Raw genomic sequence first — 25,842 nt, 5'->3', positions numbered from 1 at the left:
GAAAATCAGCGCGCAAGACAGCACGCCACTCGTGCTGGCCGGCAATCGCTTCTATCTGCGCCGTTACTGGCAGTACGAGCAGGACGTGCGCGCGGGCATCGAAGCGCGGCTTGCGCGTGGACCGCGTCTCGAAGCGGCGCTGCCCGCCGCGGCGGCGCGCGCGGCGCTCGACGCTTTATTCACGCCGCGTTCGGCATCGGCAAAAGGCGCGGACTGGCAGAAGCTCGCGTGCGCGCTCGCGGCACGCAGCGCGTTCAGCATCATTACGGGCGGACCCGGCACGGGCAAGACGACCACGGTCGTCAAATTGCTGGCGCTGCTGCAGACGCTGGCGCTCGATCCGGACGGCGCGGGCGGACGTCCGCTGCGCATTCGCCTCGCCGCGCCGACGGGCAAGGCCGCCGCGCGCCTGAACGAATCGATCGCGGGCGCCGTCGAGCGATTGCCGTTCGACGCGCTCGCGCAACGCGTCGATCCGGCTGCGCTGCGCAACGCGATTCCGACCGTCGTGACCACGCTGCATCGCGTGCTCGGCACGCGGCCCGGCAGCCGGCGTTTTCGTCACGATGCGGGCAATCCGCTGCCCGTCGACGTGCTCGTGATCGACGAAGCGTCGATGGTCGATCTGGAGATGATGGCCGCGGTGCTCGACGCATTGCCGTCGAACGCGCGTCTGATCCTGCTCGGCGACAAGGACCAGCTGGCCTCGGTCGAAGCGGGCGCGGTGCTCGGCGAACTCTGCGAGCGCGCGCGCGACGGCCACTACACCGAGGCGACGCGCGCATGGCTCGAAGCGGCCACGGGCGAGCGCATCGACGCCGCCATGCTCGACGCGCACGGCACGCCGCTCGATCAGGCCGTGGCGATGCTGCGCGAGAGCCATCGCTTCGCATCGGAAAGCGGGATCGGCGCGCTGGCCGAACTCGTCAACGCGGGCGATGCCACGGGCGTGGCGAAGATCTGGACGCGCGGCTATGCGGATCTCGCGCGCCTCATCTGTCCGGCGGGCGACGACGCGCCGTTGCGCGCGTTGATCACCGACGGCGTGGTGAACGAAGAAGCGGGAGGCGGCAGCGCGCCCGCCGCGCAGCGCCGAGGCTATCGGCATTATCTGCAAACGATGCGCGAGTTGCGGCCGGACCCAGGCGCGACGCCGGAAGCGCTGGCGAAGTGGGCGTCGGCGGTCTTGCAGGCGCACACGCAGTTCCAGTTGCTCTGCGCGTTACGACGCGGCACGTGGGGCGTGGAAGGGCTCAACCGGCGCGTCGCGCGGCTGCTCCAGGAAGACGGTCTGATCGATCCGCTCGGCGACTGGTATGCGGGGCGGCCCGTGCTCGTCACGCATAACGACTACGAGCTTGGGCTGATGAACGGCGATATCGGCATCGCGTTCGATTTGCCGGTGGAAGCGGGTGCGCCGCCGGTGCTGCGCGTGGCGTTTCCGTCGGGCGATGGCGCGGGCGGCGTGAAGTGGGTGTCGCCGAGCCGCCTGCAGGGCGTCGAGACCGTGTTCGCGCTCACCGTGCACAAATCTCAGGGCTCGGAATTCACGCACGCGGCGCTCGTGCTGCCTGATACGTACAGCCCGATTCTCACGCGCGAACTCGTCTACACGGGCATCACGCGCGCGCGTACATGGTTCACGCTGGCCGTGCCGGAAGGGCGCTCCGTGCTGGAGCGCGCGGTTTGCGCCCGCGTGCAGCGCGCGAGCGGCTTGATGGCGGCGCTATTCGACGAAGCGCGCTGAAACGCGGCATTGCGATGTTGTTGCATGCGATCGCCGCGCGCGTTTCCCATCGGAAATCGAGAAAACTTCTGAACCCATGACGAAACAAACGGGCCGTGCCGGATCATGCAGATGATCCGGCACGGCCCGTTATTTTCCGATCGGAAATCGGGAAAACTTTGGGTTGCCCTTTGTTTTCCCGATCCCGTTTCCGGTCGTCGTGCGGCCTTAAACGATCGTCAGCGTGACGTCGATGTTGCCGCGCGTGGCGTTCGAGTACGGGCACACGATGTGAGCCTTGTCGACCAGCGCCTGAGCGGCTTCGCGGTCGAGGCCAGGCAGCGAGACGCGCAGTTCCACTTCGATGCCGAAGCCGTTCGGGATCTGGCCGATGCCGACGCGGCCCGTGACCGAGACGTCCGCCGGAATGGCGATCTTGTCGCGCGCCGCGACGAACTTCATTGCGCCGATGAAACACGCGCTGTAACCGGCTGCGAACAGTTGCTCGGGGTTCGTGCCGGCGCCGCCTGCACCGCCCAGTTCGCGCGGCGTCGTGAGCTTGAGGTCGAGGTTGCTCTCGGGCACGACGGCGCGGCCGTCACGGCCTCCGGTTGCAGTGGCTTCGGCGGTGTAGAGGACTTTTTCGATCGACATGACTGACTCTCCAGTGTGAGTAACGATAGGTCAAGCAACAAGGTTGATTCGTTAGTCGTCCAGATCGAAGGCGATCTTCGCGACCGGTTGTGCCACCGTTGTACTACGACGATAACGGTCATTCGTGGCGTACGCGTGATCGTCATCGTGATTCTCGTAATGCTATCTATCACTAGATAGATAGCAGGGTCCAGCAATGGGGCGGTGAACCGCCCCGGTACTGCAATCCTTGCCTGTGGCCGCGTTGCTATGCCTCTCAGGCCGCGACTCGCCACATGGCTTCCACGTCTTCCAGACGCGACTTGGTGTGAAACAGCCGGCTCGCGATCACGCTGCCTTGCAGCGCCGCGAACAGCGTGCGCGCCGCGCTTTCGGGCTTGCCTCTCGCGACCAGCGTGCCTTCCTCGACGCCTTGCGCCAGCACCTTGGCCAGCCAGGCTTCGTTGGTGCGGAAGAACGCCTGCACCGCTTCACGCACGGTTTCCGGCAGCGTCTCGATGTCGGCGGCGAGCATGCCGCACAGACAGATCTGATTGCCGTCGCCCAAGGTTTTGCCGAAGAAACGCGTGTACAGGCTGAGCTTTTCGTTCGCCGGCAACGCCGGGTCGATCGACTGCAATGCACGCACGACTTCTTCGCTGTACTGCTTGACCGCTTCGAGCACCAGGTCGTCCTTCGACGGGAAGTAGTAGTGGATGCTCGATGTTTTCACGCCGACCAGTTCCGACAGGTCGCGATAGCTGAAGCCGTTGTAACCCCGCAGCATCATCAACGTGATGGCGTGATCCAGAAGCTGCTCGCGTACGGTTGATTGCGTGTCCATGGGTGTTAATTTATCTACTGGAAGATAGATTGTCAAGTTTCCGAAGCGAAATATTTTTTCGTACCGGAAAGCCCTTGTTTCTGCACGGTTTCCGATCGGAAACCCGATCTTAACGTTTTCTTGATGCCTGAATTCTTACCATTGCAAATCGCAATCATTCTTATTCGCGATGCGATGCCGGCAGGCAATCCAGCAAAACAGGAAACTGGGGTGAATACAACATGCAGTTGAATCGGGGAACGCGAGGCCGTCCGTCGGGCTTGCTGATCAATCTGTTCGGCGCGACGTTCGGTTGCGTCGCGCTGACGGCGGCGCACGCGCAAACGTCGGCGCAATCCACACAAACGGCGCAAACGACACAAGCAGCACAAGCAGCACAATCCGCGCAAGCAACGGACGCAACCGGCGCCACGCAAACTGCCGGCGCGACGCTGCCCGCCGTGAACGTGAGCGGCAAGAACTCGCCGTATCAGACGAAATACGTGGAGTCGGATCAGTTCACGGCGCCGCTGCTCGACATCGCGCAGAGCATCTCGATCGTGCCCAAACGCGTGCTGGACGAGCAGCAGGCGCAAAGTCTTCAGGACATTCTCAAGAACGTGCCGGGCATCACGTTCACCTCGGGCGAGGGCAATCTCGGCTGGGGCGACATGTTCACGATTCGCGGCTTTTCGGGCGAGCAGAGCATCACGATCGACGGCCTGCGCGACGCGGGCCTCGCGAGCCGCTCGGACACCTTCGACGTGGATCGCGTCGAAGTGTTCAAGGGCACCGGCACGATCGAGTCGGGCGTGGCCGCGCCGGGCGGCAGCGTCAATCTCGTCACGAAAGAAGCGCATCTCGACGACGCGTATCACCTCGCGACCACGCTCGGCTCGGCGCGCTATCGCCGCGTGACCGCCGACCTCAACAAGCAGATCGGCGAGCATTCGGCGCTGCGTCTGAATCTCATGCGCCACACGCAGGACGTGGACGGTCGCGCCAACGTGCACGACGACCGCTGGGGCGTGGCCGGTTCGCTCGCGATGGGGCTCGGCACGCCCACGCGCGTGACGCTCGACTATTTCCATCAGCAGGACAACAACGTGCCGGACACCGGCGTGCCGATCGAGCGCGGCACGGGCGGCCAGCGCATGCCCGGCGTGCCGCGCAATGGCTGGTATGGCGACCCGAATCTCTACAAGGATCACTCGACCACCAACCGCGCGAGCGTGAAGATCGAGCACGACTTCAACGACAACCTGCGCATCTCGAACGTGACGCGCTGGGAGCAGACCGATCGCACCACCGTGCTCGCGCCCGCGCGTTTCAATTCGACGAGCGGCACGTCGTACGGCTACGTGGGCTCGGGCTCGCTCGTGACGAGCGCCTCGGGCGTGCTCTCGTACAGCGGCGCGGCGGCGGACCCGAATCTCTCGCCGCTCGCGGTGCTGCGCGGCAATAACTACGGCACGTCGAAGCGCTACGACATTCTCGCCAACGAGACCAACGTGAACACGTCGTTCGATACGGCGGGGCTGCATCACGATGTCGTCGTCGGCGCGGAGTTCTATCACGAACGTTATGGCGATCTGCCGCGCAGCGTGGTCGCGCCATCGACGAATCCGGTGATGGACCTCACGAACGCCTATGGCACGAGCATGGGCGGCGTGAACACGATGGAAGGCACGACCGGCGATTACGCGGCGGTCAACGATGCGGGCGTGTATATCCGCGATACGGTCACGATCACGCCGAAGTGGATCGTCGAGGGCGCGGCGCGCTACGACCGCTTCTGGGTCAAGCAGGTGAGCGGCGCGGCCAACGCGCACTCGGTGCTGACGACGAGTGACGGCGCGTTCAGCGGCCGCATCGGCATCACGTACAAGCCGCTGCCGTTCGGCAGCATCTACGCGACCTACGGGCGTGCGGCGCAGCCTTCGGCGGTGGGCGCGACGACCAACAACACGATTTACGGCGCGACCTCGGCGGCCACGGCGAACCTCAAACCGGCCGTGGCGCAGACCTGGGAGCTGGGCACCAAGTGGGATCTGCTCGACCGGCGTCTGTCGATCACGAGTGCGCTGTTCCGCACCGAACTCAGCGATTCGTGGGACTACGGCGACACGACGTCGAGCGTCGTGCGCGAGTTGCCGCCCAAACGCGTCGACGGTATCGAGCTGGGCGTGTCGGGCAACATCACCGAAAAGTGGTCGGCGTTCGCGGGAATCTTCGCGGCGATGCGCGGGCGCATCACGAAGGGCATCAACGAAGGCCAGCGCCCGGCCAACGTGCCGAACGCGACGTTCAATCTCTGGACCTCGTATGCGGTCACGCCGAAGTTCTCGGTGAGCTATGGCGTGCAGTACGTCGGCACGCGCCGTTATACCGACAACGAATACGTCGGCGGCCAGAACAACAACAGCAGCACGGTGAGCGGCGCGAGCGGCAAACATCCCGCCTATGTGTACGACGCAGAAAAAGCGCCTGCATTCTGGCTGCATTCGCTCGCGGCGCGCTATGAGGTCAACAAGAATCTCGCGCTGAGCCTCAACGTGCAGAACCTGTTCAACACGTTCTACTACTCGGCGGTCGGGGCGTCGCTCGACGGCTTCCAGCTGTATGGCGTGCCGGGTGCCGGACGCACGGTGCTGCTGTCGGCGGACGTGCGCTTCTAGGCGGTTTTCGCGAGCGGCAGGGCGGCGCATCGCAAGCGCCGCCGCCGCTCGCCCATTCATGACGATGCACAGAGTGAAACGATGATCGTGGAAATTCCGGGCGTATTCAGCCCGCAGGAATCGAAGGTGCTGGTCGAGCGGCTGCGCGCGGCGCAATGGGTCGACGGCAAGGCGACAGCGGGCGCGCAATCGCAGCGCGTCAAACATAATCGCCAGCTTGGCGGCGACGATCCGCTCGCGCGCGAGATCGGCGACGAGATTATCGATCGCCTCGCGAAGGATGCGGTGTTCATGTCGGCGGCGCTGCCGAAGCGTATTTATCCGCCGCTGTTCAATAGTTATGGAATTGGCGAATCATTCGGATTCCATATCGATAACGCGGTGCGCGGTATTCGCGCGTCACGCGAGCGGGTGCGGACCGATCTGTCCGCAACGCTGTTTCTCGCCGATCCGGCGAGCTACGACGGCGGAGAACTCGTGATTCGCGACACCTATGGCGAGCAGCGCGTGAAGCTGCCCGCGGGGCACATGATCCTGTATCCGGGTTCGAGCGTGCACAAGGTCGAGCCGGTGACGCGCGGCGAACGCATCGCGTCGTTCTTCTGGATCGAAAGCCTCGTGCGCGAGGACGCGCAACGCGCGCTGCTGCTCGATATGGACGTCGCGATCCAGCGGCTCACGATGCAGAACGCCAGCGACGAATCGCTCGTGCAACTCACCGGCTGTTATCACAACCTGCTGCGCATGTGGGCCGATTGCTGATTACTGAGCACAGGGCGCGCGTCGCGCATTCGATGTTTCAGATTCCGCGACGTCCCGCGCTGAGGATCAGGCGCAGGCCGAGCGCGGCGATCGCACCGGCTGCGAGCCGGTCGATGCCGCCTTTCGCGCGCAGATACAGATCGCGCGGACGCTGGCTCGAAAAGCAGATCGCGACCACGGTGTACCAGCCGGTTTCGATCGCGAAGACGAGCGGCGGCAGGGCGAAATAGCACCAGAGCGGCGGATGCTGCGGCAGCAGCGCCACGAAGATGCTGCCGTAGGCCACGGCGGTTTTCGGGTTGCTCAGTTGCGTCGTGAGCCCCATCCAGAACGATTTGCCGGGACGCGTGCCACCCGCGATGTCGCGATTCATCGTGATCGGCTGGCCCGCGCCGCGCCAGATGCGTACGGCGATGTAGAGCAGATAGAGACCGCCGGCGATTTTCAGGCCCGCGTAGAGCCATGCGACGGTGGCAAGCAGCGTATAGAGGCCGGCGAGCGCAATGCCCGCGAAGCAGATGGCGCCGATGCCCATGCCGAGCGCGGTGGCCATGCCGTCGCGGCGCGACAGGCCGATGGCGTTGCGCGCGACCATCACGAAACTGGGGCCGGGGCTCATGGCGCCCAGCAGAAGGGCGGCGAGAATGCTGACGACAGCGGTAGTTGGGGACATGGCGATCGCGCGCGAGGCTGGGATGAAAGAGTCTTTAACGGTAGCACGCGAAACGCTGCATGGCAGCGTGTTTCGAATCGGAAATCAGGAAAACTCGCCCGCGCGCGGGTTTCCGATGCGCGTCGAAGTGTCGTTCGCGTTTCCGTGAGGAAACGCGAAGCGCCATGTCTTAGTTCGTGCCGCCCTGACGGCTCCAGTGCTCGAGCAGCACGCGGGTTTGATCGGCGATATTCGCTTTCAGAAACTCGGCCTTTTCAGCGTCGATATCGTCCCATTTCAGCGTCGACAGCGTCACGCGGCGCGCGATGTAGAACAGCAGAAACTGGCCGTAAAGGCTGAGCATCCGCATGACGGTGAGCGGATCGTCCGGGCTCATGCCGCTGATGCGCGCGAGCAGCGTGATGTTCACCTCGTTGAGCGGCGCGCGCACGCGCTGGCGCAGGACTTCGGAGCCCGATTCCGGCTCGCCGCCGCCTTGTTCGCGCGCGAAAAAAAGCCGCTGGTCGGGGTCGCTGCGCTTGACGAAGGTGCGATCGGCGACGGCGCGCTGAATGTCGAGGAACGCGTCGATCAGGTCGGCGGTGTCGCCGTTGCGTTCGAGCACGGCGCGTGCGCGCAGCACGGCGGGCTCGAAGGATTGCCACGACTCATCGGCGAGGGATTCGGCGCATGCGCAGTACAGCCCTTCCTTGCTCTCGAAGTAGTACTGCAGGGCCGGCGCGTTGACGCCCGCGCGCGCGGCGATATCGCGGGTGGAGGCGCCTTCGAAACCGTGCTTGCCAAACAGGCTGATGGCCGCTTCGATAATCTTGCGGCGCGTTTCGTCGCCACGGGCGTAGCCGCCCGCTTTGGGGCGCCGTAGCGGTTTCGTGTCGTTCATGTGAATGGGGTAGCGATCTGGTTTTTCGAAATATATCACTTGACACAATTTTGCCGGGTGGAATAATTTTGCCAACTGGAATAAATTGAGACCGATAAAAACATGTCAACGACTGCGGGTGCGCCCGGACGAGATGCGTCGAGCGACACCAATTCGCCCGATAAACGCGATATTCAAACCGCCGATAACAAGAGCGGCGACGAGACCGGCAAAAAGACGGGTAACAAGCGCGTCGTCATGATCGGCCTCGGCATCGTGGCGCTGCTCGCGGGCGCGACGTGGCTCGGTCACTGGTGGCTGGTCGGCCGCTTCATCGAGAGCACCGACGACGCCTATCTTCAAGCCGACAGCGTGACCGTCGCGCCGAAAGTCAGCGGCTATATCACCGACGTCTACGTCGCCGACAACCAGACCGTGAAGGCCGGCGATCCGCTGGTGAAACTCGACGCGCGCCAGTATCAGGTCGCGCTCGATCAGGCCAACGCCACCGTCGACGCGCGCCAGGCCGACATTCAGCACGCCGAGGCGCAACTCGTGCAGCAGCGCGCGAACATTGCGCAGACCCAGGCGCAGCAGGAAGTGGCGCGCGTGAGCTTGCGTCACGCGCAGGACGAAGTCGCGCGTTACGCGCCGCTGGCGGCCACGGGCGCGGAAACGGTCGAGCGTCTCACCGAACTCAAGAGCACGCGCGATCAGGCGCAGGCGACGCTTGCGGCGGATTCGGCGTCGGTCGAGTCGGCGCGTTCGCAGATCGCCGCGCTCACGGCGCAACTCGCGCTGGCGCGCGCCCAGCTCGAAGCGGCGCGCGCGAGCGCGGCGCAATCGCAGCTCGATCTCGACAACACGGTCGTGAAGGCTGCGCTGTCCGGTCGCGTCGGCGATCGCACCGTTCGCGTGGGCCAGTACGTGCAGCCGGGCACGCGCATGCTGACTGTGGTGCCGGTCCAGCAGACTTATCTCACGGCGAATTTCAAGGAAACGCAGATCGGCCGCATGCGCGTGGGACAACCCGTGGAAATGCGCGTCGACGCCTTGTCGGGTCACACACTGCACGGCGTGGTCGACAGCTTTGCGCCGGGCACGGGCGCGCAGTTCGCGCTGCTGCCGCCGGAAAACGCCACCGGCAACTTCACGAAGATCGTGCAGCGCGTGCCGGTGCGCATCCGTCTCGACGTCGGGCCGGAAACGCGCTCGGTGCTGCTGCCGGGCATGTCCGTGAACGTCGACGTCGATACGCGTTCGGCGCGCGACGACGATCGCCGCATCGACGCAGAGAACCATCGTGGCTGACGTACCCAACGCCGCGCAAGCATCCGCTGCGCCGCAGCCGCACGGCGAGCAGCGCGCGGGCGTCGCCGACTGGATCGCGGTGGCCGCCGGCGCGCTGGGCGCGTTGATGGCCACGCTCGACATCTCCATCACGAACTCGGCGCTGCCGCAGATTCAGGGCGAAATCGGCGCGACCGGTACCGAAGGCACGTGGATTTCCACGGGCTATCTGATGTCCGAGATCGTGATGATTCCGCTTGCCGCGTGGCTCACGCGCGTGTTCGGACTCCGAAATTTTCTGCTGGCGAATGCCGCGCTCTTCATCGGCTTCTCGATGATGTGCGGCTGGTCGAGCACGCTCGCGGTGATGATCGCAGGCCGCATCGGCCAGGGCTTCACCGGCGGCGCGATGATCCCCACGGCGCAGACCATCATCCGCACGCGGCTGCCGCTTTCGCAGCTACCCGTGGGCATGACGGTGTTCGGGCTCATCGTGCTGCTCGGGCCGTTGCTCGGGCCCGTGGTGGGCGGCTGGCTCGCGGAGAACATCAGCTGGAGCTGGTGCTTCTTCATCAACCTGCCCGTGTGTATCGCGCTGATTACGCTGCTGATCGTGGGCCTGCCCGCCGATCGCCCGCACTGGGAGGCCTTTTTCAAGGCCGACTGGCTGGGCATCGTCGGCCTCGCGGTCGGCCTGAGCACGCTCACGGTCGTGCTCGAAGAAGGTCAGCGCGAGCGCTGGTTCGAATCGAGCATGATCGTCACGCTGACCTGCGTGTCGCTCGCGGGCATGGTGCTGATCGCGATCTCGCAGTTCGTCGCGAAGAAGCCCATCTTGCGGCTCTCGCTCATGCGCAATCCGCGCTACGCGAGCGTGATCGTCATCGTGTCGGCGGTGGGCGCGGGCCTCTATGGCATTTCGTATCTGCTGCCGCAGTTTCTGAGCCTCGTCGCCGGTTACAACGCGGAGCAATCGGGCGCGATCATGCTGCTGTCCGGGCTGCCGGCCTTCCTCGTGATGCCGATCCTGCCGCGTCTGCTTTCGAAGGTCGATTTCCGTGTGCTGGTGGTGAGCGGCCTGCTGCTGTTCACGCTGAGTTGCATGCTCGATATTTCGCTGACCGCGCAGAGCGTCGGCCACGATTTCGTGTGGTCGCAGCTGATTCGCGGCGTGGCGCAGATGCTCGCGATGATGCCGCTGAATCAGGCCTCGATGGCGGCGGTCGCGCGCGAGGATTCCGGCGATGCGGCGGGTCTCTACAACATGGCGCGTAATCTCGGCGGCTCGGTGGGGCTCGCGATCATCGGCACGCTGATCGATCGCCGCGAGACTTTCCACACGGCCATGCTGCGCGAGTCGATCAGCGCCAATTCGCTGATTGGTCAGGAGCATCTCGCGAACGGCGCGGCCAGCTGGTTTGCGCAGAACGGCGACATGGCCTATTCGAAGATGATCTCGCTTGCCCAGATCGCTTCGCAGATCCAGCAGCAATCGATGGTGATTACGTACTCCGAAACATTCTGGGTGCTCGGTATTGCGCTCGCGGCGTGCGTGCCGCTCGCGCTCATGCTCAAGAAACCGCAGCCCGGCGCGAAGCCGCCGTCCGCCGGCCACTGACGCTTCAATATTCAACTCATGACGGCAATTCGTTCTTACCGCTTTCCTCGGGCACTGCCTCTCACGCGCCTCACGCTGCTCGCGGTGGCGTGCGTGCTGTCGGCCTGCACCGTGGGCCCCGACTATCACGGCGCGCCCGCGGTCGCGCCCGAAGCCGCGAGCGCCGCGAACTTCGTGCGTACGCCCGCGAAGGGCGTGATGACGGCGCGCGCGCCAAGCGACTGGTGGACCGCACTCGACGATCCGCAACTGAACGCGCTGATCGCGGCCGCGCTCGAACACAATCCCGATGTGCGCGTCGCGCAGGCGCGGCTGCGCGAATCGCGTGCGCAACTGCAGCAACAGCGCGCGGCCGAATTGCCGAAGGTGTCGGCCGCGGTCGCCGCGCCGCGCATGCGCGAGCCCGATCTCAGCACGCTCTCGCAGTCGTCGGGCAGTTCGGGTTCGGGCCGCGGGCCGCTGCAGTTCTACACGGCGGGCTTCGACGCGTCGTGGGAAATTGACCTGTTCGGCGGCACGCGCCGCGCGGTCGAAGCGGCCACCGACGAAGCCGACGCCGTGTCCGCCGATCTCGCCGACACGCAGGTGTCGCTAGCGGCCGAAGTGGCGCAGGCCTATATCGATCTGCGCGACGAGCAGCAGCGTTTCGCGCTCGCGCAGCGCACGGCGGAGATTCAGCAGCAGTCGCTTACGCTGACCGAGCAGCGCCGCGCGGGCGGCACGGCCGCCGAGGTGGACGTCGAGCGTCTGACTACACAGGTCGAAAACACGCGCTCGACGCTTGCGCCGCTCGCCGCGCAAGTGGAGATGTCGCTCGATCAGCTCGCGGTGCTCACGGGCAAGGCGCCCGGCGCGCTCGATGCGGAACTGGCCGCGCCGAGCCCGTTGCCGACGCTGCCCGCCACCGTCACGGTCAGCGACCCCGCAACCGTGCTCGCGCAGCGCCCCGACATTCGCGCGGCGGAGCGCAGGCTTGCGTCGAGCAATGCGCAGATTGGCCAGCACGTGGCCGATTACTTCCCGAAGCTCACGCTGTTCGGCGACCTCGGCTTCACGGCCGCCGACCCGGGCCATCTGATGCGCAAGCGCAATTTCAGCTGGGTGGGCGCGCCGTATCTGCAATGGAATCTGTTTGATTTCGGCCGCACGGCCGGTGCCGTGCGTGGCGCAGAAGCCTCGCGCGACGAAGCTGAAGCGCGTTACGAAAAAACGGTGCTCGCCGCGTTGCAGGACGCCAATGGCGCGCTCTCGCGCTACGGCTATCAGCGCGAGCACGTGGTGACGCTGCAGAAGGTGCAGGCATCGGCGGAACGCTCGGCCACGCTGATGCGTCAGCGTTATCGTGCGGGCGCGTCGAGCCTCGTCGATCTGCTCGATACGCAGCGCGCCGAATTTGCGGCGCAGCAGGACGTGGTGTCCGCCCAGGCGCAGTTGCTCAAGGACTTCGTCTCCTTGCAGAAGAGCCTGGGTCTGGGCTGGCGCAGCGGTCCGCAAAGCCCGCTCAAAAGTTGAACCGGGCGGCGCGCTCGCGCCGTCCTTCTCCCTGTGCCGCCGCGCAACCGGATTCACCGGCGGCGCGTGCGCGCCGCGAAACGATTCACGCCACATCAAACCCCAGATAGTGGGAAATCGCCCTGAATTTGCGGGGTAAACGATGAGCGGGCAACGATTAAAAATCGAATTCGCGCGCCTTTCAGGCTGCTATATTTTTTCGTCAGGGAGTCGCGACTAGAACCCGGACGCCATGCGCGTGCGTGCCGATCCGGCGTGGATGAGACATCCAGGAGGAGGCATGAAGCTGAAGAAGGCCATCGACCGCGTGCCTGGCGGCTTGATGCTGGTGCCCTTGCTGCTCGGCGCCTGCGTGCACACGTTCGCGCCCGGCGCGGGCAAGTACTTCGGTTCGTTCACCAATGGGCTGATCGCCGGGACCGTGCCGATCCTCGCGGTCTGGTTCTTCTGTATGGGCGCGACCATCGATCTGCGCGCGACCGGCGCGGTGCTGCGCAAATCCGGCACCTTGCTCGCGACGAAAACCGCGGTTGCGTGGATCGCCACGCTGGTCGCGGCGCGCTATCTGCCCGCCGACGGCGTCAAGGCCGGCCTGTTCGCGGGGCTTTCGGTGCTCGCCATCACCACCTCGATGGACATGACCAACGGCGGCCTCTACGCCGCCGTCATGCAGCAATACGGCACCAAGGAAGAGGCGGGCGCATTCGTGCTGATGTCGATCGAATCGGGGCCGCTCGTCAGCATGCTCATTCTGGGCGCGACGGGCGTGGCCTTCTTCGAGCCGCGTCTGTTCGCGGGCGCGGTGCTGCCGTTTCTCGTCGGCTTCGTGCTCGGCAATCTCGATCACGATCTGCGCGATCTGTTCGGACGTTGCGTGCATCCGCTGATCCCGTTTTTCGGCTTCGCGCTCGGCAACGGCATCGACCTCAACGTGATCGCCACCAGCGGATTCGCGGGCGTGATGCTGGGTCTCGGCGTGATTGTCGTGACCGGCATTCCGCTGATTCTCGCGGATCGTCTGCTCGCGGGCGGCAATGGCGCGGCAGGACTCGCGGCGTCGTCGACGGCGGGCGCGGCGGTGGCGAATCCCGCGATCATCGGCGAGATGATTCCTCGCTTCAAGCCGCTCGTGCCGGCCGCCACCGCGATGGTCGCCACGTCGTGCCTCGTCACGGCGATTCTCGTGCCGATCCTCACGGCGCTGTGGGTGCGCAGGAAAAGCGCGCGCGAGGCCTTGCGCGAGGAGTTCATGGGGCCGCCCGTGCAGCCCGTTGCGAGCCAGGACGCGCCCGTTTGAATCGCGCTTTGATTTCCGCGTGCGCCGCGTCAGCCTCGTGCAGCGCCGCGTGTCATGCTCGCGAGCACGCCGTCACGGCGGATCAGCGCATGGAACAGCGCGGCCGCGAGATGCATCAACACCGTCGCGAACAGCGCGAACGCGAGCCACGTATGCGCCGCGCGCAACCAGGCATAGAGCGTGACGTTGTGCGGCACGATCGGCGGCAATTGCACGCCGCTTGCGAGCACGACCGGATAGCCGCCCGCCGACAACATCGACCAGCCGATCAGCGGCATCGCGATCATCAACGCATACAGCACGAGATGCGAAGCATGCGCCGCGCTGCGCTGCCACGCGGGAATATCGGCGGGCAGGGCGGGCGCGCCGCGCGTGAGGCGCACGGCCACGCGTACGATCACGAGCAGCAGCAGCGCAATCCCGAGCGGCCGGTGCAGCGCGATCAGCGTCTCGTGCAGGCGCGAAACGGTCGCGACCATGCCGACGCCCACGAACAGCATCGCGATGATCAACACGGCCATCGACCAGTGAATCAGCCGCGCGAGGCCGCTGAAATGGGTGCCGGTTTTCATGGCTGAGTGTCTCCGTGCGGTTCGTGCGATTGCGCGGCTTCTTCGCGCGTGCGGCGGTTGAACGAAACGGCATAGGCGGCCGAGCGTGCCGCGAGCAGCGGATCGTCGGACGGTTTCAGGCCGTCGGGCAGAATCGTCGGGTCGTAGTTCACGTCGCGGCAAGCGCCTTCGCGCTGCGGCGTCGCGCGGCGCAACACCAGCGTGCCCGCGTCGATCTGCTCGCGGTCGGCGGGCCATTGCTGCGTGGCGTCGTTGGTCGGATCGCCGGGCTGGCCGACCGTCAGCACGAGACGCCAAAGCAGCGGACCTTGCGCGAGGCGTGCTTCGAGATCGTCGGCGAGAAAATCCGGATCGTTCTTCTGCGCGGCGCTTTGCGGCGTGTAGGCGATCTCGGGCACGGTCTGCCAGCGAATCGGGCGCGTGTTGTCTTCGGCATCCGTGGCGAGGAACGCGTTGATACCGTAGAAACCGGTGTTGGCGAAACTCGACGAAGGTGGATGCGACTTCAACCATTGCCGGAACGGCAGCGTCTCCGGATTCGCGTTAAAGAACGCGTTGAGTTTCGCGGGATCGGGCTTGCCGGTGGCCGGGTCGGGTTTCGAGGCCACCAGTTGCTGATAGAACTGATTCGGTGTCCGAACCACAAAAACAGGCGTCGAATTCATGCCCGTGCGCCATTGCTCGCCGTCCTTCAACTGGAACAGCAGCGCCATGCTGCGTACCGGCGTGCTTGCGTCGGGCGCGGACGGATTGCTGCCAGGAATGGCGAAGCGGCCGATCACCGGCGTCTCGCCGGGCGCGAACACGGCCGCGCGCGAAACGCGTGCGCCGTTGCCGTTGCTTTCGAATTCGCCTTCGAGGCAGAGGCCCTTGGCGTGATTGCGCCGGAAGCCCGCATGCACGCCATAGTTCGACTCGAAAGTGTTGATGATGTGCGGCGCGTTCACGCGTTTGGGCGTGAGCCAGCCGGCGGTCCAGGCGAACGCGCCGGCGGCGCCGACGACGACCGCCGCGATGGCCGCGAGCCGGCACGGCATGCAGATGGCGTTCTGGCTCATGGCGCGCTCCTGCGCCGCGTGGAGGTACGATGAGGCATGATCGGTCCTGTCGATGGCCAATAAGGGCTGTTACTGGCGTCAACACGGCGAACACGCGGTCTATTCCATACGATGCAGAAGTTTTTTTCGCGGTTTTTTTTCGCGGCGATCGGGCGGCGCAGGCGTCGGGCGCACGAAACCCAACAGGAGCGAGCGATGCTGAAGCTGACAGGCGGCTGTCTATGCGGGAAGATCCGCTACGAGATCGCGGGCGGGGCGATCGGCAACACGGCGTGTCATTGCGTGGATTGCCGCCGTGCTTCGGGCGCGCCCTTCGTGGCGTGGCTGAGTGTGGCGCGCACGGCGTTTCGCGTGACGGCGGGCAATCTGAAGCGCTACGCGTCGAGCCCCAAGGTCGAGCGCGGCTTTTGCGCCGACTGCGGCACGCCGATCACCTACCACAGCGCCGCCTTCGCAGACGAGATCGACGTAGCGACCGGCACGCTCGATCAGCCCGATGCCGCGCCCCCCGACCGGCATTCGTGGGTGTCGCAGCAGCTTGCCTGGGTGAAGCTGGCGGACGGCCTTCCGCGCCATCCGCGAAGTTCTACGGAATCCTGAATAATTCGCCGATAAAAAACGCCGCGGCGCATTGACAGCGCCGCGGCGTTTCACTCGATCAACGATGTTCGGTGACGAACTTCGTGACCAGATACGCTTCCATCGCTTCCGTACCGCCTTCCGAACCATAGCCCGAATCCTTCACGCCGCCGAACGGCACTTCGGGCAGCGCGAGGCCGTGGTGATTGATCGACAGCATGCCGGTTTCCACGTCTTCCGAGAGCGCCGCCGAGGTCGCGGCCGAACGCGTGTACGCATACGCGGCGAGACCGTACGGCAGACGATTCGCTTCGGCGATCGCGTCTTCGTAACGCGAGAAGCGCGTGATCGGCGCGAGCGGGCCGAACGGCTCTTCGTTCATGATGCGCGCGGAGAGCGGCACGTCGGTCAGCACGGTCGGCGCGAAGAAGTAGCCTTCGCGGCCCACGCGTTCGCCGCCCGTGAGCACCTTCGCGCCGTGTTCGCGCGCGTCGGCCACGAGTCGTTCCATGGCGGCGAGGCGGCGGTCGTTGGCGAGCGGGCCCATTTGCACGCCTTCCTGCAGGCCGTTGCCGACCTTCACGGTCTTGATGGTGGCCACGAAGTGCTCGACGAACTCGTCGTACGCGGCGTCTTCGACCATGAAGCGCGTGGGCGAAATGCAGACCTGACCCGCGTTGCGGATCTTCGCGCTCGCGAGCAGCTTCGCGGCGCGCGGCACGTCGGCGTCGGCGAACACGATGGCGGGGGCGTGGCCGCCGAGTTCCATCGTCGCGCGCTTCATGTGCTCGCCGGCCTTCGAGGCCAGCAGCTTGCCCACCGGCGTCGAGCCCGTGAACGAGATCTTGCGGATCGCCGGATGCGCGATCAGATACGACGACACTTCCGAGGGCACGCCGAACACCAGATTCAGCGCGCCTTGCGGCAGGCCCGCGTCGATGAACACCTGCACGAGCGCCGCGCAGCTGGCCGGCGTTTCTTCCGGTCCCTTGAGCACGACGGTACAACCCGAAGCGAGCGCGGCCGAGACCTTGCGCACGGCTTGATTGAGCGGGAAATTCCAGGGCGTGAAGCAGGCGACCGGGCCAACCGGTTCGCGCGTGACGATCTGGCGGACGGCGTCGGTGCGCGAGGGCACCACGCGGCCATAAGTGCGGCGGCCTTCTTCGGCGAACCAGTCGATCACGTCGGCGCCCGCGAGCGTTTCAGCCTTGGCTTCGCCGAGCGGCTTGCCTTGTTCGCGCGTCATGATCGCGGCGATGTCGCCTGCGCGTTCGCGCAGCAGGTCGGCGGCGCGGCGCATAAGCTTGCTGCGCTCGAGCGGCGAGACCTTGCGCCATGCGTTGAACGCGCGCGCCGAGGCGTCGGCTGCGTCCGACAGGTCCTGCTCGCTCGCGAGGCTCAGGCGGCCGATTTCCGCTTCGGTGGCCGGGTCGATCACGGCGATCGTCTTCGCGCCGGCGCGCCACGCGCCGTCGACGTAGATCTGGGTATCCGGATAGGGCTTCACGCTGGAACTCATGATGGGGCGATCCTTTGCAACGATGCAACGGTGAGAGGAGCCCGCGACGCGCTCGGCAACGCGCGTCGCGTGGGCCGCGAGACCGCTCATTGTGCCACCGCTTCGCAAGGCTTGCAGGCGGCCTCCGGACTGCCGTCATGTGGCACAAAAGCACAAAGCCCTTCGGCAAATGCGAAGGGCCTTGTGGATAGCCCCGTGTTTCAGGGGCTGAAGCGCATTGCGCCAGCGCGCGTTTATACGTCCCGCATCAGAATTCGAGCGTGGCGTTCGCAACGAAGGTGCGCGTGGCCGACGGCATCACGTAATAGCCCCACGCGGCGGTCCAGTAGCGGCGGTTGAACAGATTGTTCACGCCCGCGCGCAGCGTCACGTCCTTGCCCGCGACCTGGGTTTCGTATTTCGCGCTCAGGTCCCACGTGGTGTACGCCGGCACGAACTGCGTGTTGGCCGCATCGACCGCCATGTTGCCGACATACTTGCCGCCGAACGCGACGGTCAGCGCGCGCAGATACGACGGGTTGTATTCCACGCGGCCGGTGACCGTGAAGCGCGGCGCGCCATAGATGCGCTTGCCGTCCACGCTTGCATCGTCGACGTCGACGGCCTTCGCGTTCAGCCACATCACGCCGCCCATCAGACGCCAGTCGGCGGCGAGCTGCAGCCAGCCGCTCGCGTCGATGCCCTGATAACGCTTCGTGCCGCTCTGCGTGAAGACGTTCGCCGAGTTGGTGTACTCGTAACCCTGATCGATGCGGAACAGCGCGAGATTCGCGCCCCAGTTGCGATGATCGGCCTTGAGGCCCACTTCGTATTGCTTGCTCTTGAGCGGCCCAAAGGTCTGCGGATAGTTCACGTTCGTGTTGCTCGACGCGCCGCCTTGCTGCAGCGCTTCCACGTAGCTCGCATAGACCGTGGTGTCGGGATCGAGCTTGAACATCAGCGCGCCGGTGGGCGTGACCGGATTCGCGCTGTAATCGGCCTGCACCGACTGATCGACGTTATAGACGCGGTCGCGGAACTGCGTATAACGCAGGCCGAGCAGCGCCGAAAGACGCGGCGTGATCTGCACCGTGTCGCTCGCGTAGAGCGCGGTCTGCGTGGTGCGTTCGTGGCGGAACAGATTTTCGCCGATGTGCACCGCGTCGTTCGTGAGCAGCGTGCTCTGGTACAGATTGCCGGTGCCGAGGCTATAGCCATCGTTCCAGCCTTCGCTGTCGTCGTATTCGCTTTGCTGGGTCTGGTAGCTCGCGCCGATCACCACGTCGTGCTTGAACGGTCCCGTGTTGAACTTGCCTTGCACCATCGCGTCGACGTTCTGATAGAAATAACGCGTCAACGCTGCATACAGCGTGTTCTGATAATCGCCCGCCGCGTTGTAGACGTAGAGCAGGCTGTCCGAGTTGGTGCGGTTTTCCTTCGCGAAGCGGTATTTCAGGCTCGCGCGCCACGTGTCGGAAATCCGGTAGTCGAGGCCCGTGCCGAACGAAGCGATCTCGGTTTCGTAGAAGTTCTGCGGCTGCGTGAGATCGCGCGTGACCTTGCCCGCATCGGGAATGCCGAGGCCGCTGCCCACGTAGATGCCGAACAGCGTGCCGTTGGTCTTGCGCTTCTGGTAGAACGCGTCGGCCGTCCACGTGAGATCGGGCGTGATGCGGAAGTCGAGCGCGAGCGACGCCACCTGGCGGCGCACGTGGCCGTTCGCTTCGGCGGTGTTGCCGTCTTCGTTGACGAGATTCAGGCGATAACCGAAGCGCTTGTCGTTGCCGAAACGCCCGCCCAGATCGATCTTCTCGCTGAACACGCCCGCCGATTGATAGCCGATCGAGAAGCTGCGGTACGGATCGTCGGTGGGGCGCTTGAGCACGTAATTGACGATGCCGCCGGGCGTGCTGAAGCCGTACATGAAGCCCGAAAGCCCCTTGAGCACTTCCACCTGCTCGAACTGTTCGAGCGATAGTTCGGTGTCCCAGGAAGGGAAATTCTGGCCGTCGACTTTCACGCCGTTGAGCATGTCGACCGCGAGGCCGCGAATCGCGAAGGCGGAATTCTCGCCGGTCGTGTTGTCGCCGACGACGGTCACCGCCGGATCGTATTTGAAGAGATCGTTGGCCGTGTTGGCGAGCAGATCCTTGCCGCGTTCCGTCGTCACCACATCGGTCGAGAACGGCGTGTCCACCTGGCGGCGATTGCCGAGCGCGCCGGCCGTCACGCGCTTGGGCGAGGCCGTTTCGCTGTCGCGCGCGGCGTTCACCTTGACGGTGGGCAGCGCCTTGCCGTCGGCGGCGGCACTGGGTGCCGCGTCGCCGGTGTTATCGCTTTGGGTTGCCGGGTTGGTCTCCGTTTGCGCGATCGCCTGGGCCCAGCCGGCCGTCGACAGCGTGGAGAGCGTCACGCCCGCGCTGACGAGCAGCGCGGCGCTCAGCGAGGTGCGTGCGCCCATGACGGGTCGGGAGGCGAAGGCAGGGCCGGATCGGCGCGCGGCAGCAGTATTCTTCATATTATTCTGATGAGTCGGATGACCGGGCGCCCCCGGCTGGACGATGTACGCGTGTCATCGCATGCAAGGGCGATGAAAGTGCAGTGAAAGAGTCGGCCAGATCGTAATAGAAATGATTCGCATCTACAACAAAATGCATAAAGGTGTCTGAAAGGTGTTGAATCGGGCGGGAGCGACTTGCCTGGGCTGCGCTTTTGTGCACATGACGGCTGCACGCGGCGCGCAATGCGGGGATCGATGGCGGCGGATGCGCCAAAGCACACGGCGCCCGACGGCGCCGTGCAAGGAGAGCGGAGCGGAGTTGAGAAGCGGGCGGGTGAGCGCCCGCTGCGAGGCGGGGGTTTAGCTGATCTGCGTGATCGGTGCGACGGCGGCCGGATCGCTGATGCTCGGCTTGCCGGTTTCGACGTGACCGGCGTAGCGGCGCGCGAAGCTGGTGTCGTCGCGATTCGTGACCGTGAGGTCATACCAGTGATGGCTCGACGCCAGCACCCACGGTTCCTCGATGCGCGCGCCCGCGGGCACCACGATCAGGCGCTCGCGCGCGCCGTAGGCGTTGTCGGTGACCGTGAGGCGCGCGAGGCCGCCGCCCGTGTTCGTGAACTTGAGGAACAGGTTGCCGTTGGCCACGTCGTATTGCGCCGTGACTTCGGGTTGCGGCGTGCCGCCGTGCTTGCCTTGCTGTGACGTTTGCGTGGCCGCGACCGTGCCCGAGAAACGGCGCACGAAGCCGTTCGGACCGTGCACTTCGAACGCGTAGACGCCGTTGGTCGCGCTCAGATCCCAGGTGTCGTCGATCGACTTGCCCGCTTCCACCGTGTAGCGCCACGGACCGTCCGTGCGGTTCGTGCCGTACACGTAGAAGTGCGCGCCCTGGCGGCCCTTGTTCGCGAACGTGATCGAGAGCGCGTTCTTCGTCGGATCGACGTGTGCGTTCACGTGCAGCTCGTAGGGCAGCGCACGCGCGTAACGCACGCCGGGTTCCTGCGCATCGATCGGGCCAGGCGTGGCGGGCACCGTGGGCGCGGCGTTGGCCGAGCACTGGTTGTCGGCCATCGACATGTAGTTGCTGGTGTCGGGCAGCGCGGGCATCGACGCATCGGGCGTGCGGAAATCGAACGCCGTGGTGAGGTCGCCGCAAACCGCGCGACGCCATGCCGTGATGTTCGGCTCCTGCACGCCGAAGCGTTCTTCGATGAAGCGGATCACCGAGGTGTGATCGAACACCTGCGAGCAGACGAAGCCGCCCTTGCTCCACGGCGAGACGATGGTCATCGGCACGCGCGGTCCGAGCCCGTAGGGCAGGCCGTCGGCGGTGTACGAGCCGCCGCGCGCCGGATTGACGACGTTATGGATTTCGCCTTCGACGCTGACCGTCGACTTGCCCTGCGACGAGGTCGTGGGCGGCTGCGGCGGCACGACGTGATCGAAGAAGCCGTCGTTCTCGTCGTACATGATGAAGAGGACGGTCTTGCTCCACACTTCGGGATTCGAGGTCAGCGCGTCGAGAATCTGCGAGGTGTATTCCGCGCCGTAGGCGGGCGTGTATTTCGGATGCTCCGAGAACGCGGCGGGCGGCAGCAGCCACGACACTTGCGGCAACTGGTTCGCGAGCACGTCCTGCTTGAGATCGGCGATCGTGCGCGCGGTCTGCGCGCGCTGATAGAGCGCCGAGCCCGGTTGCGCGTTGATGAAGTTCGTGAAGTTCTGCAGGATGTTGGTGCCGTAATTGCCGTTCAGCGGATCGCTGCCGTTCGTGCCTTGCTGATAGATCTGCCACGAAACGCCGGCGGCCTGCAGGCGCTCGGGATAGGTCGTCCACGACAGCAGTTGATACGCGGGCGGCACGTCGCCGTCCACGTAATCGTTGTTGTCGAGCAGCGGGCCGCCCATCGTGCCGGTCGGATCGACCATGCCGGTCATTAGATAGGAACGGTTCGGGTGCGTCGGGCCGGGCAGCGAGCAGAAGTAGTTATCGCAGACAGTGAACGCATCGGCCAGCGCGTAGTGGAACGGAATGTCCGCGCGCATGTAATAGCCCATCGTCATGTCGGTCTTGTACTGCGGCCACTGATTGTGCCGACCGTTGTTGATCGCGTATTGCGTCGGATACCACGAGTGATCGAGGTCGCCCACGCATTGCGCGCTGGTGGTCTGCGTGTTGAGGTGGAACGGCAGCACCGGCTTCGTGGCGTCTTCCTTCGACGGCTGATACCAGACCGGCTGGCCGCCCGGCAGCGGAATCGGCAGGCGGTCGTTATAGCCGCGCACGCCGCGCAGATGGCCGAAGTAGTGGTCGAACGAGCGGTTCTCCTGCATGAACACGACGATGTGCTCGACGTCGCGGATCGAACCCGTGCGCGAGAACGCGGGGATCGCGAGCGCGTTACGGATCGATTCGGGAAGCACGGTCATCGCGGCGGCGGCTGCGCCCGATGAAGCGACGGTTTGCAGGAAACGGCGACGGCTGGTTGACGTCATTGTTGTTCACCTTTCTGCTTGCGGATGGAATTAGGTGTGCATAAGCACACAACGGTGTATTACTGGCTCGTCGTTACGGTGCTGCGGGAATCGTTGCCGGCGGTGGTGCTGTTCGTTTGCGGCGGCTCGTCGCCGGGCGCGTAGCTCATGACGGGCGCGATCTGCTCGCTGTCCGCCGCGAGACTCGCCTGCGCGCTTTGCACGGGATCGCTCGCGTAACTGGCGGGCGCGGCGGCGAGCGTGTCGCTGGCGGCGTTGGCGGTATTGCCCGCGTTGGCGTAAGCGGCCGTGGCTGCAGCGGTATCCGTGGTATTCGCGGTGAGATTCGGCGCGCTCTGCTGCGGTGCCGATGACGACGCGTTATCGCCCGGCCCGCACGCAGCGAGCGCCATGGTTGCGAGCACAACGGAAATCGCGGTCGCCGGGGTGACGGCGAAAGAGCGTCGAGTCATGTGCGCTTGCACTCCCGAGAATGGATCGGCGCACAGTTTCCGGTAAGGAGAAGAAAGAATTGTGAAACGGGTGAAAACGTTTGCGCGCGATGAATTTTCTTTTGCAAACGTTATTGAGCGAATGCGAAATGCGTAAAAGTTGAAAGCTGTGCGAGTTAATTCTTTCTAATCGCCGACAAAACTTTCTCGATACTTTCGAGTGGTTGTATTGCACCGGATGCAAAACGCAGGACGAAAAAAAGCCCGTCCGGAGACGGGCTTTTCGTATCGCCGATTCGCGCGAATCGGATTGCGCTAAATGGATTGCGCGAATCAGCGCGCTTTAGAAGCGCGTCAGCATGCCGACCGCGCCCATCACCTGATTGCCCGTCGACGACGAGCCGCCCGCGTTGTACATCACCGCGACGTTCTTGTTGCCCGTGGCGTGCTGGAACATCGCTTCGGCGTACAGCTCCGTGCGCTTGGACAGCGAGTAGCGTGCGATCGCGTTCACCTGGCTCCACTTCGGATCGGCGCCATACGAGGTTGCGCCGCTCAGATGCGCGTCGGTGTACGCGTACGACAGACCGGCCTTGAAGGCGGGCGTGAAGTTGTACATGCCGTTGACTTCGTAGTTGTCGAAGCGCACCGAGCCGTTGCTCAGGCCGAACGCGCTGGTGCCTTGATACTGGCTGTGCGAGTACACGAAGCCCACGACGGCCGGGCCGAAACCGTAGTTCAGGCCGGCGGCCACGGTGCGCTGCACGTCGGACGTGAGGCTGCCCTTGACTTCGGCCTGATCGACCGCGCCGGCCGTGTTCGTGAACGAGCTGGTCGTGCCCGACACCGTCTTCGCGCCCGAACCGTTGGTCTGCAGGTAGCCCGCGGCGGCCGTCAACGAACCGAAGCTGTAGCTCGCGGCGGCGCTGTATGCGCGGCTCACGGCGAAGTCGGTGCTGTTGCTGAACGCGTACATGCCGCCGAACTTGAAGCCGCCGTAGTTCAGGCTCGTGTACTTGACCGAGTTGTTGAAGCGGACGCTGTGCTGGAGATTGTCGTTGTCGTACGGGTGCGCGAAGCCCGAGTCGCCGAACGTGCCGGCCGTGGCCGAGAGCGGCGAAACGAAGTCGACGACGTCGTCGTACTGGCGGCCCATCGTGAGCGTACCGAACGTGTTGCTGCTCAAGCCGACATACGCCTGGCGGCCGAACATGCGGCTGTTCTGGCCGAGCTGGCCGTTGTTGACGCTGAAGCCGTTTTCGAGCAGGAAGATCGCCTTCAGACCGCTGCCGAGATCTTCGGCGCCCTTGAGGCCGAAGCGGCTGCCGCTGATGTTGCCGCTCGCGAGCGCCACGCGGCCGCTGCCGCCGACATTGTTCGTGTAGGCGATGCCGGCATCGACGAGGCCGTAAAGGGTAACCGAGCTTTGAGCGTGGGCGGACGCTGCGGCGAATGCGGTAACGCACGCGGCGGCGATAGAGATTTTTTTCACTGTGAGACTCCAGTCCTGTAGAAACGCCGGGTTGAGACGGGAGCGAGTATAGGAAGCGAGCTTTGATGAAAGGTGACGGACAGTCCGCAAGGACTCTTCCGTAAACTGGAAGAATAGATTCAAAAAATTGAAATAAATCGGCGCAAGTCATGCACCGTCAATACTTGCGCCGGGTATTGCACGCCGATATGGCGGATTGCGCGGTCCATCGAGTCGCATTTGCACAACATTTGGGTTTTATGCGGCGCGGCGCGTGATGCAGGCTATGCGTGGTTATCCGCGTTTCGCCAGCACGTCGGTGGCGCGATGCGGCTGTGCGACCTGATCGATCAGCAGCACGTCGCCGCTCGCGTGTTGCGTGCGCAACGGCAGGATCGCCTGATAGGCCGGCGAGCGATACCAGGCGCGCGCATGCTCGCGATCGTCGAATTCGATCATGATGAGGTCGCCCTTGAATGCGCCTTCGAGCCGCTCGACGCGTCCGCCGTGAATAAGGAAGCGGCCGCCGAACGGCGCGAGCGTGGCGTCGATCTTCTCCAGATATTCGACGATCTCCGCGCAAACTTCGCAGCGGTGCAGATGGGCAATGGCGTAAGCGGTCATGGCGATCCTCGCGGGGTGCGCTCAGTTGTGCATTGATTGAGGCGATGCGAACGAGGATAGGGCGCGGGCGGCGGCGTGGCGATTACGTGGGACGTAATGCACGCTCATGACAAAGACGTTAAATAACGTCTGAATTAAACGAAAGCTGAATCTGCAGAAAGTTATTGAAATGCCCAAAAAAACGCTTGCAAAGTTTAGGGGAAAACCCCTATAGTTGACCTGTCTCCTCCATGTCTCCTCCTGATATGGATTCAGCCCGCCAACCTAGGTGGGCTTTTTCTTTTGTAGCGCCGGTTTTGCATGCGGTGCTTTCCGTTCCGCGCTTCCCTTGCGGGTATTACGTCCGCTTATTGCGTCCGCACATTACGCCCGTAATGCCCGCTTTCGTGCGCATCGCTTTCCGCTTCCGTTGCGGCGATCCATCGAGAGTAAAATAAGTGAATCGGCGTCCCGTCGGGACGCTCCGCTCTCTCTAGCCCGATGAAACCGTCTTCCGCGCAGGAACCCAGGCGCAAGCGTCCGCCGACCTGGCTGCTCAATACGCTGACCGCGCTCGTCGGCGTGCTCACGCTGGCAATCGGCGTGGGCTGGCTGATCCGCAGCTGGATCGTCGATATGGAAATTCCGTACTTCGCGATCCCGCTCGTGATGTGCGTGCCGGTGATCGTCGCCGTCGCGTTCCGCAACTTCTGGGACTAGCGCGGACCGTCGTCCGCGCTTTGCGATCGGCTCGCTT

General features: G+C 64.7%; 22 protein-coding genes. 10 read left to right on the top strand and 12 right to left on the bottom strand.

The window, feature by feature from the left end:
* Positions 1–1,747 (top strand): exodeoxyribonuclease V subunit alpha (gene recD, locus G3N97_RS08425; RefSeq protein WP_205992811.1); only part of this gene is annotated, 1,747 nt, incomplete at its 5' end.
* Between the two features lie 207 nt (positions 1,748–1,954).
* Here recD and G3N97_RS08420 read toward each other — a convergent pair.
* Together G3N97_RS08420 and G3N97_RS08415 are read right to left on the bottom strand one after the other, a co-directional pair.
* Entirely contained in the window at positions 1,955–2,380 is a 426-nt protein-coding gene (locus G3N97_RS08420) for an organic hydroperoxide resistance protein (RefSeq protein ID WP_065065363.1), read from the bottom strand.
* A 256-nt stretch (positions 2,381–2,636) separates the two neighbouring features.
* Positions 2,637–3,203, bottom strand: a complete 567-nt coding sequence (locus G3N97_RS08415; protein ID WP_205992810.1) for a TetR/AcrR family transcriptional regulator — start codon at positions 3,201–3,203, stop codon at positions 2,637–2,639.
* A gap of 221 nt (positions 3,204–3,424) precedes the next feature.
* Between G3N97_RS08415 and G3N97_RS08410 the strand changes: the two genes are divergently transcribed.
* Positions 3,425–5,860, top strand: a complete 2,436-nt coding sequence (locus G3N97_RS08410; RefSeq protein ID WP_205992809.1) for a TonB-dependent siderophore receptor — start codon at positions 3,425–3,427, stop codon at positions 5,858–5,860.
* Positions 5,861–5,941: 81 nt separating this feature from the next.
* Positions 5,942–6,622, top strand: coding sequence for a Fe2+-dependent dioxygenase (locus G3N97_RS08405; protein WP_205992808.1), 681 nt, complete (start codon positions 5,942–5,944; stop codon positions 6,620–6,622).
* Between the two features lie 37 nt (positions 6,623–6,659).
* Here G3N97_RS08405 and G3N97_RS08400 read toward each other — a convergent pair whose 3' ends face one another.
* Positions 6,660–7,295, bottom strand: a complete 636-nt coding sequence (locus G3N97_RS08400; RefSeq protein ID WP_205992807.1) for a LysE family translocator — start codon at positions 7,293–7,295, stop codon at positions 6,660–6,662.
* Between G3N97_RS08400 and G3N97_RS08395 the strand changes: the two genes are divergently transcribed.
* Positions 7,294–7,443 (top strand): hypothetical protein, encoded by a 150-nt coding sequence (locus tag G3N97_RS08395; protein ID WP_205992806.1) that lies wholly within the window; start codon positions 7,294–7,296, stop codon positions 7,441–7,443. The two genes, G3N97_RS08400 and G3N97_RS08395, sit on opposite strands and share 2 nt — an antisense overlap.
* A gap of 21 nt (positions 7,444–7,464) precedes the next feature.
* Here G3N97_RS08395 and G3N97_RS08390 read toward each other — a convergent pair whose 3' ends face one another.
* Entirely contained in the window at positions 7,465–8,175 is a 711-nt protein-coding gene (locus G3N97_RS08390) for a CerR family C-terminal domain-containing protein (protein ID WP_205992805.1), read from the bottom strand.
* Positions 8,176–8,412: 237 nt separating this feature from the next.
* Between G3N97_RS08390 and G3N97_RS08385 the strand changes: the two genes are divergently transcribed.
* The 4 genes from G3N97_RS08385 to kdgT all read left to right on the top strand — a co-directional run bounded on the left by G3N97_RS08385 (position 8,413) and on the right by kdgT (position 13,871).
* On the top strand, positions 8,413–9,465 hold the full coding sequence (locus G3N97_RS08385) for an HlyD family secretion protein (RefSeq protein ID WP_241030471.1): 1,053 nt from the start codon (positions 8,413–8,415) through the stop codon (positions 9,463–9,465).
* Positions 9,466–9,538: 73 nt separating this feature from the next.
* Positions 9,539–11,062: an MDR family MFS transporter gene (locus G3N97_RS08380; protein WP_346778033.1), complete on the top strand. Its 1,524-nt coding sequence runs from the start codon at positions 9,539–9,541 to the stop codon at positions 11,060–11,062.
* A gap of 18 nt (positions 11,063–11,080) precedes the next feature.
* Positions 11,081–12,574: an efflux transporter outer membrane subunit gene (locus tag G3N97_RS08375; protein WP_205992802.1), complete on the top strand. Its 1,494-nt coding sequence runs from the start codon at positions 11,081–11,083 to the stop codon at positions 12,572–12,574.
* Between the two features lie 280 nt (positions 12,575–12,854).
* Positions 12,855–13,871, top strand: coding sequence for a 2-keto-3-deoxygluconate transporter (gene kdgT, locus G3N97_RS08370; protein WP_205992801.1), 1,017 nt, complete (start codon positions 12,855–12,857; stop codon positions 13,869–13,871).
* A gap of 29 nt (positions 13,872–13,900) precedes the next feature.
* On the opposite strand, the gene G3N97_RS08365 is transcribed toward kdgT, so the two are convergent.
* Positions 13,901–14,443 (bottom strand): cytochrome b, encoded by a 543-nt coding sequence (locus G3N97_RS08365; RefSeq protein WP_205992800.1) that lies wholly within the window; start codon positions 14,441–14,443, stop codon positions 13,901–13,903.
* A complete protein-coding gene (locus G3N97_RS08360; protein WP_241030468.1) occupies positions 14,440–15,501 on the bottom strand; it encodes a catalase family peroxidase in 1,062 nt (353 codons plus the stop codon). Before G3N97_RS08360 ends, G3N97_RS08365 begins: the two co-directional genes overlap by 4 nt.
* A gap of 195 nt (positions 15,502–15,696) precedes the next feature.
* Here G3N97_RS08360 and G3N97_RS08355 point away from each other — a divergent pair, with 195 nt between their 5' ends.
* Positions 15,697–16,101, top strand: a complete 405-nt coding sequence (locus G3N97_RS08355; RefSeq protein ID WP_205992799.1) for a GFA family protein — start codon at positions 15,697–15,699, stop codon at positions 16,099–16,101.
* 58 nt (positions 16,102–16,159) lie between these two features.
* Here G3N97_RS08355 and G3N97_RS08350 read toward each other — a convergent pair whose 3' ends face one another.
* The 6 genes from G3N97_RS08350 to G3N97_RS08325 all read right to left on the bottom strand — a co-directional run bounded on the left by G3N97_RS08350 (position 16,160) and on the right by G3N97_RS08325 (position 25,106).
* Positions 16,160–17,602 (bottom strand): NAD-dependent succinate-semialdehyde dehydrogenase, encoded by a 1,443-nt coding sequence (locus G3N97_RS08350; RefSeq protein WP_205992798.1) that lies wholly within the window; start codon positions 17,600–17,602, stop codon positions 16,160–16,162.
* Positions 17,603–17,849: 247 nt separating this feature from the next.
* Positions 17,850–20,042, bottom strand: a complete 2,193-nt coding sequence (locus G3N97_RS08345; protein ID WP_241030467.1) for a TonB-dependent receptor — start codon at positions 20,040–20,042, stop codon at positions 17,850–17,852.
* Between the two features lie 399 nt (positions 20,043–20,441).
* Positions 20,442–22,580 (bottom strand): phospholipase C, phosphocholine-specific, encoded by a 2,139-nt coding sequence (locus tag G3N97_RS08340; RefSeq protein WP_205992796.1) that lies wholly within the window; start codon positions 22,578–22,580, stop codon positions 20,442–20,444.
* Positions 22,581–22,639: 59 nt separating this feature from the next.
* On the bottom strand, positions 22,640–23,032 hold the full coding sequence (locus G3N97_RS08335) for a hypothetical protein (RefSeq protein WP_205992795.1): 393 nt from the start codon (positions 23,030–23,032) through the stop codon (positions 22,640–22,642).
* Positions 23,033–23,354: 322 nt separating this feature from the next.
* The gene (locus G3N97_RS08330; RefSeq protein ID WP_205992794.1) at positions 23,355–24,503 is read right to left on the bottom strand and encodes a porin; all 1,149 of its coding nucleotides are present in this window, start codon (positions 24,501–24,503) and stop codon (positions 23,355–23,357) included.
* Between the two features lie 273 nt (positions 24,504–24,776).
* Positions 24,777–25,106, bottom strand: a complete 330-nt coding sequence (locus tag G3N97_RS08325; protein WP_205992793.1) for a DUF1330 domain-containing protein — start codon at positions 25,104–25,106, stop codon at positions 24,777–24,779.
* A 480-nt stretch (positions 25,107–25,586) separates the two neighbouring features.
* On the opposite strand from G3N97_RS08325, the gene G3N97_RS08320 reads away from it, so the two are divergent.
* Complete coding sequence (locus G3N97_RS08320; RefSeq protein ID WP_065060632.1) at positions 25,587–25,805, top strand: hypothetical protein; 219 nt, start codon at positions 25,587–25,589, stop codon at positions 25,803–25,805.
* Positions 25,806–25,842 lie beyond the last annotated feature (37 nt).

Origin of the sequence: Paraburkholderia sp. Ac-20347, from assembly GCF_017104805.1 — a bacterium.
Taxonomy (GTDB): domain Bacteria; phylum Pseudomonadota; class Gammaproteobacteria; order Burkholderiales; family Burkholderiaceae; genus Paraburkholderia; species Paraburkholderia tropica.
This window is presented reverse-complemented; position numbering and strand designations above follow the sequence as displayed.